Annotated in this window: 13 protein-coding genes; 11 read left to right on the top strand and 2 right to left on the bottom strand. The window is 52.1% G+C overall.

Annotation, left to right across the window (positions count from 1 at the left end):
* Window positions 1-135 precede the first annotated feature (135 nt).
* From GRF59_RS20180 to GRF59_RS20160, 5 genes are all read left to right on the top strand, one after another.
* Window positions 136-1,665 (top strand): stalk domain-containing protein, encoded by a 1,530-nt coding sequence (locus GRF59_RS20180; protein ID WP_160499513.1) that lies wholly within the window; start codon window positions 136-138, stop codon window positions 1,663-1,665.
* A gap of 19 nt (window positions 1,666-1,684) precedes the next feature.
* On the top strand, window positions 1,685-3,850 hold the full coding sequence (locus tag GRF59_RS20175; protein WP_160499512.1) for a FecR domain-containing protein: 2,166 nt from the start codon (window positions 1,685-1,687) through the stop codon (window positions 3,848-3,850).
* A 326-nt stretch (window positions 3,851-4,176) separates the two neighbouring features.
* Window positions 4,177-5,541: an MATE family efflux transporter gene (locus GRF59_RS20170; protein ID WP_202128796.1), complete on the top strand. Its 1,365-nt coding sequence runs from the start codon at window positions 4,177-4,179 to the stop codon at window positions 5,539-5,541.
* Window positions 5,542-5,714: 173 nt separating this feature from the next.
* Window positions 5,715-6,305 (top strand): TetR/AcrR family transcriptional regulator, encoded by a 591-nt coding sequence (locus tag GRF59_RS20165; protein ID WP_160499511.1) that lies wholly within the window; start codon window positions 5,715-5,717, stop codon window positions 6,303-6,305.
* Window positions 6,306-6,426: 121 nt separating this feature from the next.
* Entirely contained in the window at window positions 6,427-7,338 is a 912-nt protein-coding gene (locus GRF59_RS20160) for an SDR family NAD(P)-dependent oxidoreductase (RefSeq protein ID WP_160499510.1), read from the top strand.
* A 96-nt stretch (window positions 7,339-7,434) separates the two neighbouring features.
* Here the strand turns inward: GRF59_RS20160 and GRF59_RS20155 are convergent, their stop codons facing one another.
* Both GRF59_RS20155 and GRF59_RS20150 read right to left on the bottom strand, forming a co-directional pair.
* Window positions 7,435-8,820, bottom strand: coding sequence for an ATP-binding protein (locus tag GRF59_RS20155; protein ID WP_160499509.1), 1,386 nt, complete (start codon window positions 8,818-8,820; stop codon window positions 7,435-7,437).
* A complete protein-coding gene (locus GRF59_RS20150) occupies window positions 8,817-9,494 on the bottom strand; it encodes a response regulator transcription factor (protein ID WP_160499508.1) in 678 nt (225 codons plus the stop codon). The genes GRF59_RS20155 and GRF59_RS20150 overlap by 4 nt, the downstream gene beginning before the upstream one ends.
* Window positions 9,495-9,708: 214 nt before the next feature.
* Here GRF59_RS20150 and GRF59_RS20145 point away from each other — a divergent pair, with 214 nt between their 5' ends.
* From GRF59_RS20145 to GRF59_RS20120, 6 genes are all read left to right on the top strand, one after another.
* Entirely contained in the window at window positions 9,709-10,446 is a 738-nt protein-coding gene (locus GRF59_RS20145; RefSeq protein WP_160499507.1) for a phytanoyl-CoA dioxygenase family protein, read from the top strand.
* Window positions 10,447-10,479: 33 nt separating this feature from the next.
* Window positions 10,480-11,352: a helix-turn-helix transcriptional regulator gene (locus tag GRF59_RS20140; RefSeq protein ID WP_160499506.1), complete on the top strand. Its 873-nt coding sequence runs from the start codon at window positions 10,480-10,482 to the stop codon at window positions 11,350-11,352.
* 94 nt (window positions 11,353-11,446) lie between these two features.
* Window positions 11,447-12,580, top strand: a complete 1,134-nt coding sequence (locus tag GRF59_RS20135; protein ID WP_160499505.1) for a GntR family transcriptional regulator — start codon at window positions 11,447-11,449, stop codon at window positions 12,578-12,580.
* 114 nt (window positions 12,581-12,694) lie between these two features.
* The gene (locus GRF59_RS20130) at window positions 12,695-13,366 is read left to right on the top strand and encodes a Crp/Fnr family transcriptional regulator (RefSeq protein ID WP_160499504.1); all 672 of its coding nucleotides are present in this window, start codon (window positions 12,695-12,697) and stop codon (window positions 13,364-13,366) included.
* An 84-nt stretch (window positions 13,367-13,450) separates the two neighbouring features.
* Window positions 13,451-14,008, top strand: coding sequence for a peroxiredoxin family protein (locus tag GRF59_RS20125; RefSeq protein WP_160499503.1), 558 nt, complete (start codon window positions 13,451-13,453; stop codon window positions 14,006-14,008).
* Between the two features lie 258 nt (window positions 14,009-14,266).
* Window positions 14,267-17,488, top strand: a complete 3,222-nt coding sequence (locus GRF59_RS20120; RefSeq protein WP_160499502.1) for an alpha-mannosidase — start codon at window positions 14,267-14,269, stop codon at window positions 17,486-17,488.
* Window positions 17,489-17,660 lie beyond the last annotated feature (172 nt).

Here is a 17,660-nt window from a genome sequence, read left to right as displayed (position 1 = left end):
GTTGGTTTATAATCCCGATCTCCTTGTATTAAAATTTATTTATGTCGAAATGCCGCCATTTATGAAATTTTACGTTAGAACGACTGGCTGCAGTATAACAACAAACATCAAACGTGATGAAACGGAGGAATATTCTTGCAAAGTTATAAAAAAGCCTGGCCCGCAGTCTTGCCGCTGTTTATGGCGCTGATGATGGGGCTTAGCGTGCCGGCCTTTGCTTTTGGAGAAGGAAGCCGCCCCGAGGGTCTCTTGGCCGAGGTTAAGACGCTGCCGGATCTTCAGACGGCACCGGGAACAGGCAGCGGACTGGATTTGATCCCCCATGAATGGCGGATCACGGAGCGTTCCTTGATGAGACCCGATGGCAGCGTGCTGCTGACGGATGCGGTCCATCATGTCATCTGGAAAGTCAAAGACGGGATGAAATCCGTATTCGCCGGGCTGGAGCTCCCGCTGGGGTATGATGGAGCCGACCGGCCGCTGGGCGCCTACCTTGATGGAGCAGCCGATAAATCTTTTTTCGATAAGCCTGTCGGCATCGCTGCTGATGAGGCAGGCAATGTGTACGTTGCCGATTCAGGCAATCATGCTATCCGCAAAATCGATACGCAGGGGCAGGTGACGACGGTAGCGGGCAATGGAGTACTGGGCTTTGCGGACGGCAAAGGCGCTGAGGCGCAGTTTGATGCACCGGAGGATGTGGCGGTAGCCAAGGATGGCACGATCTATGTCGCGGATACCATGAATCATGCCGTTCGAAAAGTGGATCCGGACGGGGAAGTCAGCACGCTTAGCGCTGTTTCCGAGCGGGCAGTAGAAGTGTATCCAGGAGTTATCTCCGCTGCGGGGAGCTATAAGGATGGTCCTATTGCGGAAGCCCTGTTCAATGAACCGTCGGGCCTGGCGCTGGATGACAAGGGGAATCTGTATGTCAGCGATTCCGGCAATCAGGTCATCCGTTATATCGATTTTGGCGCAGGCAAGGTCTCGACGGTCGCCGGCAAAATGAATTCGGAGTATACGCAAAGCACCAAAGCGCTGTATGCTGACGGCGGTTATCGGGATGGTTCGGCGCAGCAGGCCGAATTCAGTTTTCCCAAGGGAATCGCCTGGTCCTCGGGGCAGCAGCAGCTATATGTGGCGGATTCCCAGAATGGTGCTATACGTGTCATAAAAAATAATACGGTATATACGCTGCTTGGATCACTTAAGGGCGAAACGGGAAAAGGGGACGGCACGGAAAAAAGCGCAGCGCTGGATCATCCGGAAGGAGTCAGCGTCGATCCGGACGGTTCCGGTGGATGGATCACAGGCAATGGGACGCGTACCTGGGAGCTGATTCAGCTGCCAGCAGGACGTCCGGATCGGGCAATCGCTGCGGCATATGGAACGAGCTGGTTATCCATCCAGCCGGAGATGAAACAGGGGCAGATCATGGTGCCTCTTCGTGATACGGCAGGGGGATTGGGTGTTTCGGTCATGTCTGTTTCGAAAAGCACGGTAGCATTGCAGCAGGATGGACGGCAAGTCCAATTCAAACTGCCTGAAAACATATACACTCGCGAAGACCGGCTGTATGTCCCGCTGCGCCTGTTGGCAGAGAGCCTTGGCAAGGATGTGCAGTGGCTGCGGGAGCAGCAGGACGTTGTCATTCGCGATAAGTAAACGGAAAAGGAGGACCGGAATGAAAAACAATCGTTTAACCTTTAAAATTGCCGGCCCCATGGCAGCGTTGCTGCTGGGGCTGTCGGCGGCGGTCGGAGGTACGGCATCCGCTGCGGATACGGCCAACCGCTCTATCGTAATCAGCGAAATCAAGGGCACGGCTTATATCAGTCATGGCGGTGCGAAGCAAATCCACGCATACAAAGGCATGGAGCTTAGAGCGGGCGACCGGATCATCAGCGGCACCGGGGGCATGACGTTATCCATACCGGATGCAGGGGATCAAATTACGCTTGGAGATAACAGCGAGCTGAACGTTTTGCTGCTGAATACCGCCAATGGCCACACGGCGACCAAGCTTCAGCTGCTGCGCGGTACGGCCTATGCGGATGTGCATGATCTTAGGAAATCTCAGGATTCCTTCGAGCTGAGTCCTTCAGACCGGAGGCTCGAAGTCAAAGGAACGCATTTTTATGTGGGCGTCGATCCTGTAACCGGCCAATCCACGATATTCGTTGCGGCCGGAACTGTTAATGCATCTCCGCAAGGCAATACGGTCAGCGGCGGGGATTCTTCCACGCTCCTGTATCCTGGTCAGCAGCTTGTATCGGATTTCGGTTCGGAGCCTGGTAACCCGGGTTTTTCCGCGATAGATATCCAGCAATTCATTGAGAATTCATCTCCGGAAATCATTGAGGCTTTCATTCATAATTTAGCGGAAATCCAAAATGAAAATAATGAATTCTTAGAACAAATCCAAAACCAGGAAGAATTAGAGAAGATACAGAAAAACCTGAATACGCTCATTTCTGATATCGTCAATCAGGCATTAGACAACAATAAAATCTCTCAATCGGCTGTGGAGAAGGCCATCGAAGAAGCAAACCGCAAAATTTCGAATCCTAATCAGCAGATAGATTTGAATCATACCTCTACATTGGACCCTACCAAAAATCCACTCGACGAAGCCAGTAAAAAGCAGCAGGAGGCGGAGAGGAAAAGAAAAGAGCAAGAGGAGCTCATCAAACGCCAGCAGCAGGAAGAGCTAAATAAAAAGATGCAAGAGCTCGAGAAACTCAATGAGATGAAGAAGAAGCTGGAAGAGGCGAATCAAAAAGCTCAGGAAGAAAAGGAACGTAAGGCTAAAGAAGACTACGAAAAGCAGCTGTCGGAAGCCCAGAAAGAACAGTTCAAGAAGGATCAGGATCAGCGTCAACAGGACCGGGAGCAGATGGGGTCATCCAAACCGGCAAGTACACAGCCCCCGACCTCCCCCGGATCTGGTTCTTCCACAGGAGGATCGGTATCGAGTACGAATCCGCCGGTAACTCCCCCGGTAGATCCTCCTGTCGATCCACCGGTTAAACCACCGACGGACCCAACGGAGTTCAATCTTGACTTTCTGGAGAATCCAACCGGAGACAGGCTGATCGGTGAGAACCACCTGCTTGATTTTAAAGTCCGTTCCGAAAAGCTCGATCCCAAGATGCCTATCAAAATAAAGGTGACGTATACACCCGATCGGGAGGTCAGCTTTGACGGAATCGCGTATTACTATAGTTATAAGGATTATTTATCCATGGGGAATTTCCTGAATCGCGGTGTCACGCTCGATGCCGGAGGAGGAACTCCGTTTACGCTTGAGGAACTTTCCGAAAATCCCGTTTCTCTGCGCACAATTTGGGGGGAACCGGCAACATACAGCATCACCGTGGAACTCATTCAGACGGGAGAGACGGAGAAGTCCCTGGGGACTTATACACGCTCATTCAACGTCGTATCCGGCTATCCCCTCATTAACGGAATTGATGGAAGTGATGTAGAGCAGCTGCTGCAGCCCCCTACGGGGGTTGACCCGGCAAATCTGCGTCTGCAGTTAAGCCTCAGGAAGCATGAGGATGGCGGCATCGCGGCTGCACCCGGACAGCATTTCAAGCTCTTCTACCACGGGCGGCAAGTGGGAAATAGCGAGACAAATTCGGATGGAACATTAAATTTGGATTATCCTGCGGATGATGAAGAGCAGACGCAAGAAGGATATAAGCTAGTGTGGCTAGGAGCAGCGTTCGGGGAATATGAACTCACCGGACAATGGTATGTGGTTAACGGAGTAGAAGGTAGTGAGGAGAAAACGGAAGTGGAAGATCCATTCCGCTTTCATTATTCCATCAAGGCGCCCCTGTAAAGGTCTCCCAATAGGGGCAGACCATTTGATGCGTATCCTGAAAGGTCCGAAAAGAGACATCTCTTTTCGGGCCTTTTTCACATTTCTATTGAATTTTTATAAACGTTACAATATAATGTCTAAGTAATTAACAAACAAAAAGTATTTTGTCTATATAAATTGAAACGAAGGATAGTGTCGCCTACTCCGACCCTGCGATGATCCCAAAGTGCGTTGTTCTTTCCGTCGCTTTCGTTTAGTAGATCAAAGGAGATGTTACCATGAACTCGTCACAGCAAACCGCCGGCCATGCGGCGGAAAACCGAAGGCCTGAGGTGGAGCCTCAGATGACTCCTCAAATCCAGCCCGGCGTCTACCGGGCGATGATCGCCTTTTTGATTCCCCTGCTGCTGAGCAATATTCTGCAATCCGTCGGCCAGCTCGCTGGCACGATTGTCGTCGGTCGCTGGATCGGAGTGGATGCACTCGCGGCGTTATCCGCCTTTTTCCCTCTCTTTTTCCTGCTTGTATCGTTTGTAATCGGAATCGGATCAGGCAGCGCCATTCTGATCGGCCAGGCGTATGGGGCCGGAAATATGGAAAAGCTAAAAACCATTGTGGGGACGACGCTCACCTTCACCTTCCTGCTCGGCATCGTGCTCGCTGTCGTGGGCGGTATTTTCACGGAGGACATTCTGCGCATGGTTGGTACACCGGCCAATATTATGGAGGTCACGGTGCACTATGCGCGCATTATGTTCTGGAGCTTGCCGATTATGTTTCTATATATGGTATATACCACTTTCATGCGGGGAACGGGCGATTCCAAGACGCCATTCTATTCGCTGATCGTCAGCACGGTCTTGAACCTGATTTTCCTTCCGGTTCTCATTTTCGGTTGGCTGGGACTGCCGGAATGCGGCATTTACGGAGCGGCGTATGCCAATCTGATCTCTACCGTAATTACGTTTGTTCTGCTGCTGATGTACATGTATTGGAAAAAAAGCCCCCTTCGATTGGATGCTTCGGTCCGCAGGCATTTGCGAATGAACAAGGATATGCTGAAGCTGCTTCTCCGGCTCGGAATCCCGTCCAGTGTCAGCATGATTCTCGTATCGCTGTCCGAAATTGCGGTCATAGTGTTCGTGAACCGGTATGGCTCCAACGCTACCGCTGCGTATGGATCGGTGAATCAGGTCGTGAGTTACGTTCAGATGCCGGCGATCAGCCTCGGTATGACGGTTTCCGTCCTCGCCGCACAATCTATCGGAGCCAAGCAAAACGGCCGTTTGAAGGAAGTCATTCGAGCGGGCATCGTTTTGAACTATATCATTGGAGTCGTGTTAATGATTCCGATCTATATTTTTTCGAAAAATATTTTGTCCTGGTTTATTACCAGCCCGCAGACGCTGGATATCGCCCATCAGCTCTTGGTTATTACCCTTTGGAGCTATTTGATTTTCGGTCATGTGCAGATTATCGCGGCGACGATGCGTGCAAGCGGCGTGGTGCTGTGGCCGATGATATTCAGCGTCATTTCCATCTGGTGCGTTGAAGTGCCTGTAGCTTACTTTCTCTCCTATCATACGAGTCTTGGCATTCGAGGTATCTGGCTGGGTTACCCGGCGGCATTTATCGTAAGCATGATTCTAGTCTATTCGTATTACTGGCTTTCTTGGAAAAACAAACAGATTACGAGTTTGGTGCAGTAAATGGATGATGAAGCCGGGCTGAGCCCGGCTTTTTTTGAATGAGATCATGGCGTCAAGCGACACAGAATGGCAACACTTTTGGATTGCGAATGGATAAAATTTGAAATATACTCAAAATAGAACAATCGTTCAAATAAGGAGCTTCAAGGCTTAAAAAGTTAGAAGGTATTCGCTTGAATAAACGTCATTACAACAGCGAGGAAACGCGCCAGATCATTGCTGAGAAGGCAGCGCAGCTGTTCGCCAAGAAGGGCTTTGCCGGAACGTCGGTCGCGGACATTTCTCGGGAAACGGGATTCAGCAAGGGGCATATCTATTACCATTTCGAAAATAAAGAGAAGCTCTTTGTGCACCTATCGCTGGAAACAATGCGGCATTGGGGCGATAGGTGGAATGCGGTTGCAGGATCATACAGCACGGCGACGGAGAAGTTGTACGGCATGGCCTACTTTGTCATGAACAACTACAAGACGCCATTGCTGCCGGTCGGGCAGGAGCTTGCGATGAATCCGAACACGTCGCCCGAGACGCTGCAGGCGCTGCAGGGGCTGGCCGTCACACCGATGGCAGCCTATGCAGCCATCTTTCACGAAGGGGTGACGAGCGGAGAATTCGACATCGAGAACGTGGAGGAGACGACGCTCCTGTTCGGCAGCTGGATGGGTACGCTGTGCCAGTTTACGCTTACGATGGAAGGGGAACCGCTGCAGCGTTTGTTTCAGCAATCGGTGACCATATTTGTGGGAGGCATCCGGAAAAGGTAATCCTTGATCCGGCGTGCTTTTCGCCAGCCACATTAGAACGATTGTTCTAAAGGTTCTAATTACACGCAACATAACTAACGTACAACCAACTCGATCACGAACAGAAGGGGAGAACATGGCTATGGAAAATCAACGGACGACAGCGGATTGGACAGCAGAGACGACACTTCAAGTAAGCGATCGGAAAATAGCAATGATTACGGGAGGAGCATCAGGCATTGGACGCGCGCTCTGCAAGGAGGCGGCGGCCCATGGCATGATCGTTATCGTAACAGATATCAATGAAGAGGGCGGGAGAGAAACGGTTCGGCAAATCCATGAAGCCGGGCAGGTCGAAGCCTATTTTGAAAAATTGGATGTTAGCAGCGCCGAGGACGTTCAGGATCTAGTGAACCGGGTATTCCGCACATACGGAAGGCTCGATTACATGTTCAACAACGCTGGCATCGCCATGTACGGGGAGCTGTGCGACATGTCGCTGGAACTCTGGCATAAGATTGTGAACATCAACCTGTGGGGCGCGATTCACGGAACACACGCGGTGTATCCGTTGATGAAACGGCAGGGCTTCGGATATATCGTGAACACGTCCTCCGCTACGGGACTCGGACCAGCGCCGATGACTTCGGCTTATGCGACCACCAAGCACGCCGTTGTCGGGCTAACCACCTCACTGCATTATGAAGCCGAGGCATACGGCGTTCATGTCAGTGCGTTATGCCCGGCTTTCGTGGATACTCCGATTTATGCCGCCGCCGATGCCGTCGGCATGGACAAGGCGAAGATCAACGAGCAGGTGAGCAAGCAGAAGTCGATGAGCCCGGAGCAGTTCGCAAAGATTGCTTTTGCCAAAATTCACCGCAACGAGGCTGTCATCTGCCCGATGCCGATGCGCCGCACCATGGATATTTTCTTCATCCTGTTTCCGGCGCTGCACCGCAAGCTGATGCGACTGGTGTGCCGAATCTCCAGGGAGGCTAGCCTGAAGGGGAAGACGGGATCTCCGGCGGCTGAAACGCCGAGCACAACGTAAGCTGACAAAGGGTGGCTCCGCATGAAACGGAGCTCACCCTTAATTGGTTCTGTGAGCGACCCGAAACCATCTGACGGATCAGCGAAGCGGTTCGCATCATTGTATGGGCAGCGTGATATGAAATATCGTACCCTCGCCTTCCTGGCTTTCCACGGTGATCGTCCCGCCGTGCATACGAATGATTTTATGCGTTATTGCCAGCCCCAGCCCGCTGCCTGTCTCGCCTTCGCGGCGGCTGCGGGCTTTGTCGGCTTTGTAGAAGCGGTTGAAGATATGCGGCAGATTTTCTCCCGATATGCCAATACCGGTATCCGTGAAGTCCACATAACAGTTCTGCTCATCCTGATGCAGCCGGATTGAAATGGTGCCGCCTTCCGGCGTGAATTTAACGCTATTGGTCATCAGATTGACCCATACCTGATGCAGCAGCTTCTGGTCCGCGGTAATCATCACTTCGGGAAGCTGCAAGTTCAAAGCCAGCTCCTTTTCACGCCAGCTCCATTCCGTCGTCATCAGCACTTCCTTGATCTGGTCGGCCACGTTGAAGCTGGTCTTCTCGAGCGCCTCCCCTTCCTTGTCCAGCGACGCCAGCATCAGCAGTTGCCGGCTCATCTGGGACATGCGTCTGGCCTCGCTTTCAATGACGGATAGGTAATGCTTTCTTTCTTCCTCGCTGACTTCCCCGGACTGCAGCGTTTGGGAGAAGCCTTGAATGGACGAGAGCGGTGATTGGATTTCATGCGATACGTTGGACACGAACTCCTGGCGCATCGCTTCGAGCTGTTCGAGTCCTTTCGCCATCTGGGAAAAGTGACTTGCGAGCCGTCCGATCTCATCCTTCCGGTTCACATTGAGCTTCAAATAATAAGTTCCCTGCGAGATCAGACGCGTCGCTTCGGTTAGCTTCGTAATCGGTTTGACGATATAGCGGGTGCTGACCACGACCAGCACAATGCTGAGCAGAACGATCAGGACGACAATGACCGCCAGAAAAATATGAAGCTCGCCAAACAGCATATCGACATTAGGCCGTACGAACAAGGCATACGTTTCCGTTCCGTCTTGAAGAGGCACGCCTATCGTATTAACCAGCGTATTATCAAAAAATCCTGTGATGAAAGCTTTAGAAGGGAAATGCTTAATGCCATGATACACTTCTCCTTGCTGCACCTGCCGGATGATCGAAGGGGAAAGCTCTTGGCTCCGGAACTCACCGCCGTAAAAGGTACCGCTGCCGCGTGGATCCACGACATAGATTTGATAGCCCAAGGTACCGATGTTTTGAAGATAAGACTCGCGTTCCTGGGCAGGGTTATTCTCGTAGAAATGCTTGATATTTTCCGCCACATGCGTGACTTTGCTGTCATTGACGGGCTTAAGCTCGTATTGGTAAAAAATATTGGCCGCCACGAATGCGAGTACGCTGCTCAGCATCATGACGGCGATGGTGGTCAGGACGATCCGCATATACAACGACTTCACTTTTTGACCGCCTCCAGTTTATAGCCGACGCCGCGAACGGTACGGATGCTGAAGTCTTCCGTCATATCCGCAAAACGTTCCCTTAGTCTTTTGATATGGACATCCACCGTTCGGTCATCCCCTTCGAAATCCGCGCCCCAGATCAGCTGGATCAGCTCTTCACGAGTAAAAGTCCGATCCGGAAAGCTGGCCAGTTGCGTTAGCAGCTCGAATTCCTTCATGGGCAGCATGAACATATGATCACCGCAGTGCACCATATAATTTTTGGCGTCAATCACGGTATCATTCAGCTTGATGACCTGCGAATTGACCATTTGATAGCGGCGCAGCAGCGCCTTAATCCGGAACACCAGCTCTTGGGGCTCAAAGGGCTTGGTCACGTAATCGTCGGTGCCTGCCGTATAACCTTTCTCTTTGTCGGGCAGCTGATCCTTTGCCGTCAGCAAAATCACGGGAAAACCATAATCCTGCCGAATCTCGCTGCATAGCTGAAGGCCGTCCTTGCCTGGCATCATGACATCGATGACCGCCAGGTGGATCTGCTCCCGGGACAGCACGCTTGAAGCCTCGTTTCCGTCGGCTGCCTCGAATACCGCGTATCCTTCATGCTGCAGGACATGCCTGAGCAGCTCGCGAATATGTATATCATCATCTGCGACTAATATATGAATCATGAGGTCAACTCCCTGCCTATCCGTTGTTATTATCAATATGCCTATATTATACCTGCAAACAGGGCATGTTCACACGTGGGTGGAAGTAAGGTTCATGACAACAATCCGAAAATATGCACACTTTTCCCGGCAATAAACGAAGCGTTCCCTTCGGCGCTTTCGTACCATTAGTGGTGTAACCAATATCACATCCCGCCGGGAGGTTGAACCGCTTATGAATCAGGCAACGTTGACAATGGAAGAAGTTCAGGATTACCGTAAAGACGGATATGCAATATATAAAAAACAGCTGTTCAGTCCGCAAAAATTCAGCGAGTTGAAGCAAATTTTCGAGGAGCAGCTGGCTGAAAAGGGAAATAAACTGTCCGACGAGCTCGACACCCCGCATTTCCGGGACGAGCGCCTGCTTGATTTTCTGATGAGCGACGAGGTACTGGATCTGGTCGAGCCCATTATCGGTCCGAATATCGGGTTATGGTCGAGCCATTTTATATGCAAAGATCCATACACGGGACGCGCGACGCCATGGCATGAGGATTCCGCCTATTGGCAAGGCCGTCTCAACCGTTTTGATAAAATCGTGACCGTGTGGCTGGCGATCGACCGCAGCTGGAAGGAAAACGGCTGCATGCGCGTCATTCCGGGTACGCACGACAACGGATTTTCCGATTATGAAGATGTGGATGGCAAGGCAAATACCTTTTCTACTCAGATTAAAGGCGTCGATGAGTCCAAAGCTGTGTATTTTGAGCTGGAGCCCGGAGAATGCTCATTGCATGATTCGCGCATCATTCACGGCGCACAGCCGAATACGAGCCCATACCGGCGCTGCGGATACACGATGCGTTATTTTTCGACGGAAGCCAAGGTCATACCGGAAAATAATCCGGGTTTCCGAATTTGGCTCGCCCGCGGCAAGGATGTTGCCGGCAATCCGTTTGTTAATGTATAAGGCCTGCTAGAGATCAGGAAAGGGAGAGACGTTATGGATGACATTCAGCCCAAACGGCTGCAGAGTGAGCATTATTTGTCCGAGTCCGATCCCTTTCGCATTTTTAGGCACCAGATCGACGGAGCGATTGAGGTGCACTGGCATGAATTTTTTGAAATGGCACTGGTGCTTGAGGGCTCGGGTGTGCATGTTCTGAATGGTAAAAGCATACGGCTTGCGCCGGGAAGCTTGTTTCTCGTTACGCCTGCCGATTTTCATGAGATCATTCCAGATCCGGGCAGCGTTATTGTCCTGTATGATGTGGTGTTTACCCAGCATGTGCTCCGGCAGGAGCTGTTCCAGTGGCTTTTTCAAAGCTCTGGTGAACGGGTGTATGAGTTGGAAGGAAAGCGCTTGGCGTCCTTGGGCGCAGAGTTTGACCGACTGTGGGAAGAGAGCGAGCAGGGACAGCCCGGTAGTGAATGGGTTGCCCAAGGGGCACTGGAGAGGGTTCTTATCGATTTGGCGCGCATGGGAGAGGGAACCGCGAACGGGAGGGAGTATCCGGGAGCAGGACGATTGCACCCCTCCATTCGGGCGGCGGTCACTTATCTGCAGCATCATTTTCGGGAGCCGCTTACACTGCATCATGTGGCAAGACACGCCGGGCTCTCCGACAGTTATTTCAGTGAATGCTTTCGGCGGCAGCTTGGTGTGCCTTTTCAGATCTTCCTGCAGGAGCAGCGGCTTCAGTTCGCCTGTTCGCTGCTAAGATTGACCGAACTGCCAGTGACCGAGGTGTGTTTCGCGTCAGGATTTCGAACATTAAATCATTTTGAACGTGCTTTCAAAAAGAAATATGATCAAACACCCCGGGAGCTGCGAGGCAGAAAACGTTTCCAATCCGTTGACTTGCCTCATAGTTAAGATGATATAATGCTAACATATACATGCCAAGAAAGCAGAGAACAAGAGAAGCGGCATAGAGGCGAAGGAATAAACATCACTGGGGGATTAGCTAATGAGTCAGGAACGGGAACCGCTGTACATCCAGATTCAGAACCATTTCAAACAATTGATTTCAACGAGACAACTGGCTCCGGATGACAGGATTCCAACCGAAAAAGAATTGATCGACCAGTTTCAGGTCAGCCGCATTACGGTAGCGAACGCGCTCGCAGACCTCGCTAATGAGGGCTGGATATACCGTATACCGGGCCGGGGCAGTTACGTCAAAGGCATTCCGGAAAGCTACATCAAAAATGCCCGCGGCGGCGCCGTTATTTCGGAGGTACATGCCGGAAACGCACCCAAAATCGGACTCATCTTTCCGTCGATTGAGGATTTTTTCGCCATCCAAATGGTGCGTGGAATCCGCAATGCGCTGAAGGACAGCAAATATTCACTGATCGTGATGTTTACCTACAATTCCAAGGAGCTGGAGAAGGAAGCGATCCGCGAGCTGCGCTCAAGCGTGGATGGTCTTATCATCTTCCCGGTGGATGCCGAGGTATACAATGAGGAAATTATAGCGCTTAAAATGGAAAACTATCCGTTCGTACTTCTGGACCGTCATTTGCCGGGCGTGGAGACAAACGTGGTATTGTCCGATCCGCTGCAGGGCTCCATCCTCGCGGTGGAACACTTGTGGAATCAGGGACATCGCAGCATTGCGATCTGCTCGGATACGCCGATGCCGACCGTGACGGTCGAGGAGCGGATTCAAGGATACAACGAGGCGCTGAAGCAGAAGGGGGCACTCATCAATCCGGCGCTCATTCTGACCGATTTCAGCATTCTAGACGCGCCGTATAAGGATGATTATGCGCTCTACCGTTTTATTAAAAGTAAAATGGCTACCGCTTACATTGCCCTGAACTGCAAGCTTGGCGTTCATATTTGGTCTGTGGCGCGGAAGGCAGGGCTCCGTGTGCCGGAGGATGTCTCGATTATCACCTTTGATAATCCGAGTCCGATGCTGGAGGAGCTCAGCGCATTCACGTTTATCGATCAGAATGAGGAGCGGATGGGCTTCGAGGCAGCCAGCAGGCTGCTTGACATCCTGGAGGATCCGGAAAGCACTCCGAAATACAGCAAGACGGTACTGCAGCCGGAGCTTGTCGTGAATTTAACGACAGGAGCTGTGCTTTCCTGATTGCATTCATGCCTATAGAGCAACAAACCGGTCATTCCCGTGGGGATGCCGGTTTGTTTTTTTGAGGAACTGTGATATTGATGAATGGAGCGGTTTGGAAGGACGGGTGAAAAAATGGCTTTTGATCCTGAAGACAAGCAGTTATTGAATGTATTTCCCTGTTTAGGGGCGGTACAGCCTAATGAATGGGCGGAAGCCCATCCGTTCATGCGGCGTTTCCCGGCTAAATCCAGCATATTTCAACGGGAAGATGCAGCAATTTATGGCATGTTCTTGCTCAGCGGGACGGTTAGGATCACCCTTATTAACGAGCAGGGGAGCGAATCGGTGCTCAATATGCTTACGGCGGGCGAGGTCTGTTCATTGATGGTGCTCAGCGGGCTGAGCGGACGCGATTATCCGGGCTCGCTGATCGCCGAGACCGATGTAGACGTGCTGTTTGTACTCAAAAGCAGCTTTTTGCGCTGGGTTCAGGAATATGAGCCGATCCGCACCGCTATTTTTGGCGGGCTTTTTGAAGGTATGCTTCGCATGGTCGATATGTTGCAGGAGAAGCAGCGCATGCCGCTAGAGAAAAGACTGGTCAAGGCACTGCTGCGTGCGACTGCAGAGGGACAGCCGCTTATTCATGCAACCCACCAGGAGTTGGCCGATGAAATCGGCACTGCGCGCGAGGTCGTTTCCCGTTCGCTGCAGAGATTTAAACAGTACGGATGGATTGAGACAGGTAGGGGATGGGTGAGGATCGATCAGAGAAGACGGCTGGAGGATCAGCTTGGTGACTAAGTCACAGAGGGGAAGGTTTTTCCCTGCTAGATTAGGTGGCAGGCGCATATATGCCAATGACTAATTATCAGGAGGAATCCCATAATGACTGATCAGTTTCAATCCGGAGATATAGCCCCTTTTTTCCAAGTGGAGGACCAGAAAGACCAATCTGTTTCACTTGAAACCTATCGCGGCCGTAAAGTCTTGCTCGCCTTTTTCCGCAATTCGGCCTGCGCTTTATGCAATTTGCGGGTGCATCAATTCATCCAGCGTTACGCTTCGTGGCAGCAGCAGGGGATGGACGTCATTGCCTTTTTCGAATCGCCGGAAGCCAATCTTCACAAGTATGTAGGGCAGCAAGATGCCCCGTTCCCGCTTATCGCCGATCCCGAAGCCCGAATCTATGAATTATACGGTGTGGAGACATCGGAAGCCAAGGTGCAGGCTACTTTGTCACAGCCAGGAATCCACGAGGAGATCGCTGCCCGGGTGGAGGCGGCCGGTTTCAAGCTTATGCCGGAGGCAGGCTCCAATTTCAACCGGATTCCGGCCGAATTTCTGATCGATGAGAACGGCATGATCCGGGTCGCCTATTATGGGGAATTCATTACCGACCATCTTCCGTTTGAAACGATCGATCAATTTGTCGCAGATCATTAGAAACGGACGGGCATTTAACTGCGGTTGTAACTCTTTCGTCTTTTGTTGATGCCCATGGATGTTAAAATGCACCACCCACAGGCTGTCTGCTATAAAAATAGCAGGCAGCCTTTTTGTTAAGAAATCAGAAAGTACAGCCTTCCGGGAAAATCATCCTGATATCGCAAGAAGTTGTTTTTCTTATTTCACATTATACATAAATGATATATTATATATACTAAAAATGAAGAAGCGTGGGGAAGGGAGCACATAACAGTTATGAGATTCGTTCTGCAGAAGTTGGAAAACCGTATTCGGGAACTGGGTGGACTGAGATACCGGGAAGGACGCGCGTTAGATCGCGTCCATATCGTTCCGGATGTAAAGGATCTCGATGAGGCGCGTCAGCAGTCCGCATCGGGTGCTGTCGTTCGCATTGGTGATCATTGGGGCGGCAGAGACCGCTATGCCTGGTTTATGACTGAAATCGAATTCCCGCAAAGCTGGAAGGGGCAAGACGTGATCGGCCTCATTAAGCTTGGGGAGACCGGCGGGGGAAACTGCACGGGATACGAAGCGCAGGTCTTTCTGAATGGAGAAGCGCTGCAGGCGCTGGACCGCAATCATGCCGAGCTTTTCTTTCCGGAAGAGACGGTGGCATCCGGCCGCGCGGAACTGGCCATCTATGCCTGGAGCGGCCTGTCCGCGCCGGATGGACGTTCGCCGTTTGATCACCGCATTGATTCGCTGAGCGTAGCGATTCTGGACGAAGATGTGGACGACTTGTATTATACGTCGCTGCACATGCTGCAAACCGTGAAGCAGCTGGACGAACGCCAGTTGGAAAGACATGGGCTGACGGATGCGCTGGAAGCGGCATTTAATCAGCTGGATTGGAGCCAGCCGGGCTCGGAGGCGTTTTATGCTTCCGCCGTGCAGGCCCGCCGTACGCTGAGGGAACGGCTGGAGGCCATTCCACGCGGACCGCGTCCGCAGATTACGGCGGTGGGACATTGCCACATCGACGTGGCGTGGCTGTGGAGACTACAGCATACCCGCGAAAAATCGGGACGCTCGTTCTCGACGGTGCTTACGCTGATGGATCGTTTTCCTGAGTACGTGTTCCTGCAATCGCAACCGCAGTTGTATGCATATTTGAAGAAAGATTTCCCGGAGCTGTATGCGAAGATCAAAGACCGCGTGCAAAGCGGAAATTGGGAAGCAACCGGAGCGATGTGGCTGGAATCGGACTGCAACATACCTTCCGGCGAATCGCTGGTGCGTCAGCTTTTGACAGGCAAGCGGTTTTTCAAGGAGGAATTCGGCGTGGACAACCGCGTATTGTGGTTGCCGGACGTCTTCGGTTACAGCTGGGCGCTTCCGCAAATTCTGAAGAAGAGCGGCATCGACTATTTCATGACGACCAAAATCAGCTGGAGCCAGTACAACCGCTTCCCTTACGATACATTTACATGGAGAGGCATCGACGGAACGGAAATACTGACGCATTACATTACGACGCCGGATAATGACGGCAGTTGGTTCTATACGTATAACGGCAATGTGACGGGTGCCTCCGTGCAGGGCCTGTGGAACAATTACCGTCAGAAGGACATCAACGATCAACTTCTGCTGGCTTATGGCTGGGGCGACGGAGGCGGCGGGCCGACGCGAGATATGCTGGAGGCCGTCCGGCGTTACGAGGATATGCCAGGGGCGCCTCAGGTCAAAGCCGGAGGAGCGGAGGACTTCTTCGTGCGGCTTGAGGAGCAGGTCCAAGATCAGCCGCAGCTGCACTTATGGGACGGGGAATTGTATCTCGAATACCACCGCGGAACCTATACCTCACAGGCGTATAATAAGCGAATGAACCGCCGGATGGAGCTGTTGCTGCATAACGCGGAATTCTTGAACGCTTTTGCGCTCGTGTTGAATCCGGAGCATGCGTATCCTTCCGCCCAACTGGCGGAGAGCTGGGAGATCGTGCTGCGCAACCAGTTCCACGACATCATTCCAGGTTCTTCCATACATGAAGTGTATGAGGACAGCAAGCTGGAATACGAGGAGTCGGAAAAGCTGGCGCTTGCAGCTATCGATACCGGACTCAGTGGTCTGGTGCAGCAAAATGGGGAGATCGCCGGAGCGGAGGCGCCGCAAGGCAAGGCTATCCGCATCTTTAATTCACTTGGCCATCCGCGTTCTTTCCTCGCGGAGGTGGAGCTGGACGGCGCCGCTGAGATGAACTGGTATAGCCCAGACGGTGTGAAGCTAGAAGCCCAAAAGGCCTCGGACAACACTTCAGATTCGGGTAAAGTGCTCGTGTCGGTTCATGATGTGCCTGCTTATGGATACGTGACGATTTATGGGCGGGGCAACGTGGAGAGTGCGCAGGCTGGATCTACGGTCGACGCAGTGCAGAACGGTGAAGTAGCCTCCGAGACGTGGAGCATCGGGACCGATCGTCTGGAGACGCCATACTACAGCATTCGCCTGAATGAAGCGGGTCAGATGGCCTCGCTCTATGACAAGCGGGCCGGACGCGAAGTGCTGAAGCCGGGTGAGCCGGCCAACGTGCTCCAGGTATTCGAGGATAAGCCGATGGCACATGACGCTTGGGACATCGATATTTATTATCAGGATAAAATGACCGTCGTGGACACGCTGCAGGAACTGACGGTGCTCGAAGCTGGTCCGCTGCGCGGCGTGTTGAAACTGGTCTATGGTTATCAAAATTCCACGATCGAGCAGCATATGACGGTGTATCGCGACAGCCCGCGCATTGATTTCCGAACTTGCGTGGATTGGAACGAGCATCAGCAGCTGCTGAAAACGGCCTTCCCTGTGGAGATCCGCTCGACGAAAGCGACGTACGAGATCCAGTTCGGCAATGTGGAACGTCCGACACACTGGAATACGAGTTGGGACTATGCGCGCTTCGAATCGGTGGCCCAGCGCTGGGTGGATTTGTCCGAAGGCGGTTACGGCGTCAGCCTGTTGAACGATTGCAAATATGGCCACGACATCCGCAATCACGTCATTCGTTTGAGCTTGATCAAGTCGGCCGTTTACCCGGACGGCAATGCGGATCAAGGACGGCATGATTTCACGTATTCCTTGTATCCACATAGCGGCGGATGGTACGAGGCCGGAACCCATCAAGCGGCTTGCGAGCTGAATTCGCCATTGCTGACGGCTGCTGTTGCTGACGGCAACGCTCTTCCGGATGTGCTTGGCATGCTGAAGACGGACGCCCGCAATGTCATGATCGATACGGTCAAAAAATCCGAAGACGGCCAAACGCTGATCGTGCGCCTGTACGAATTCGGAGGCATTCGGACGAAAGCGGCCGTAACGGTTGATCCGTATCTCAGAGCAATCCGTTCTGCGGAGGAAACGGACCTGATGGAAGAACATCCATCCGCGCTGCCATTCGCTGGACAGAACATCGAGGTAGCCATCGCGCCATATGAAATCAAAACATTGAATATTGCCATTTCCTGATCTGAAGGAAAGGAAAGCGAAAAGAGAGCGCTTATGGCGTTCTCTTTTTTCTGGGTATAAGCAGGGAATGCTGGCGGCTGCAATTGCCCAAGTGGCGTGTCCTTCCTCAAAAATTCAACTTTACCCTCCTCTAATTGTGTCTAAATTTGTAGAATGATGTAAAAAAATGTTC

It is taken from the genome of Paenibacillus dendrobii (assembly GCF_009807035.1).
GTDB lineage: Bacteria > Bacillota > Bacilli > Paenibacillales > Paenibacillaceae > Paenibacillus_AQ > Paenibacillus_AQ dendrobii.
Note: the sequence above shows the minus strand (reverse complement) of the source record. Positions and strands in the feature narration are given on the sequence as shown.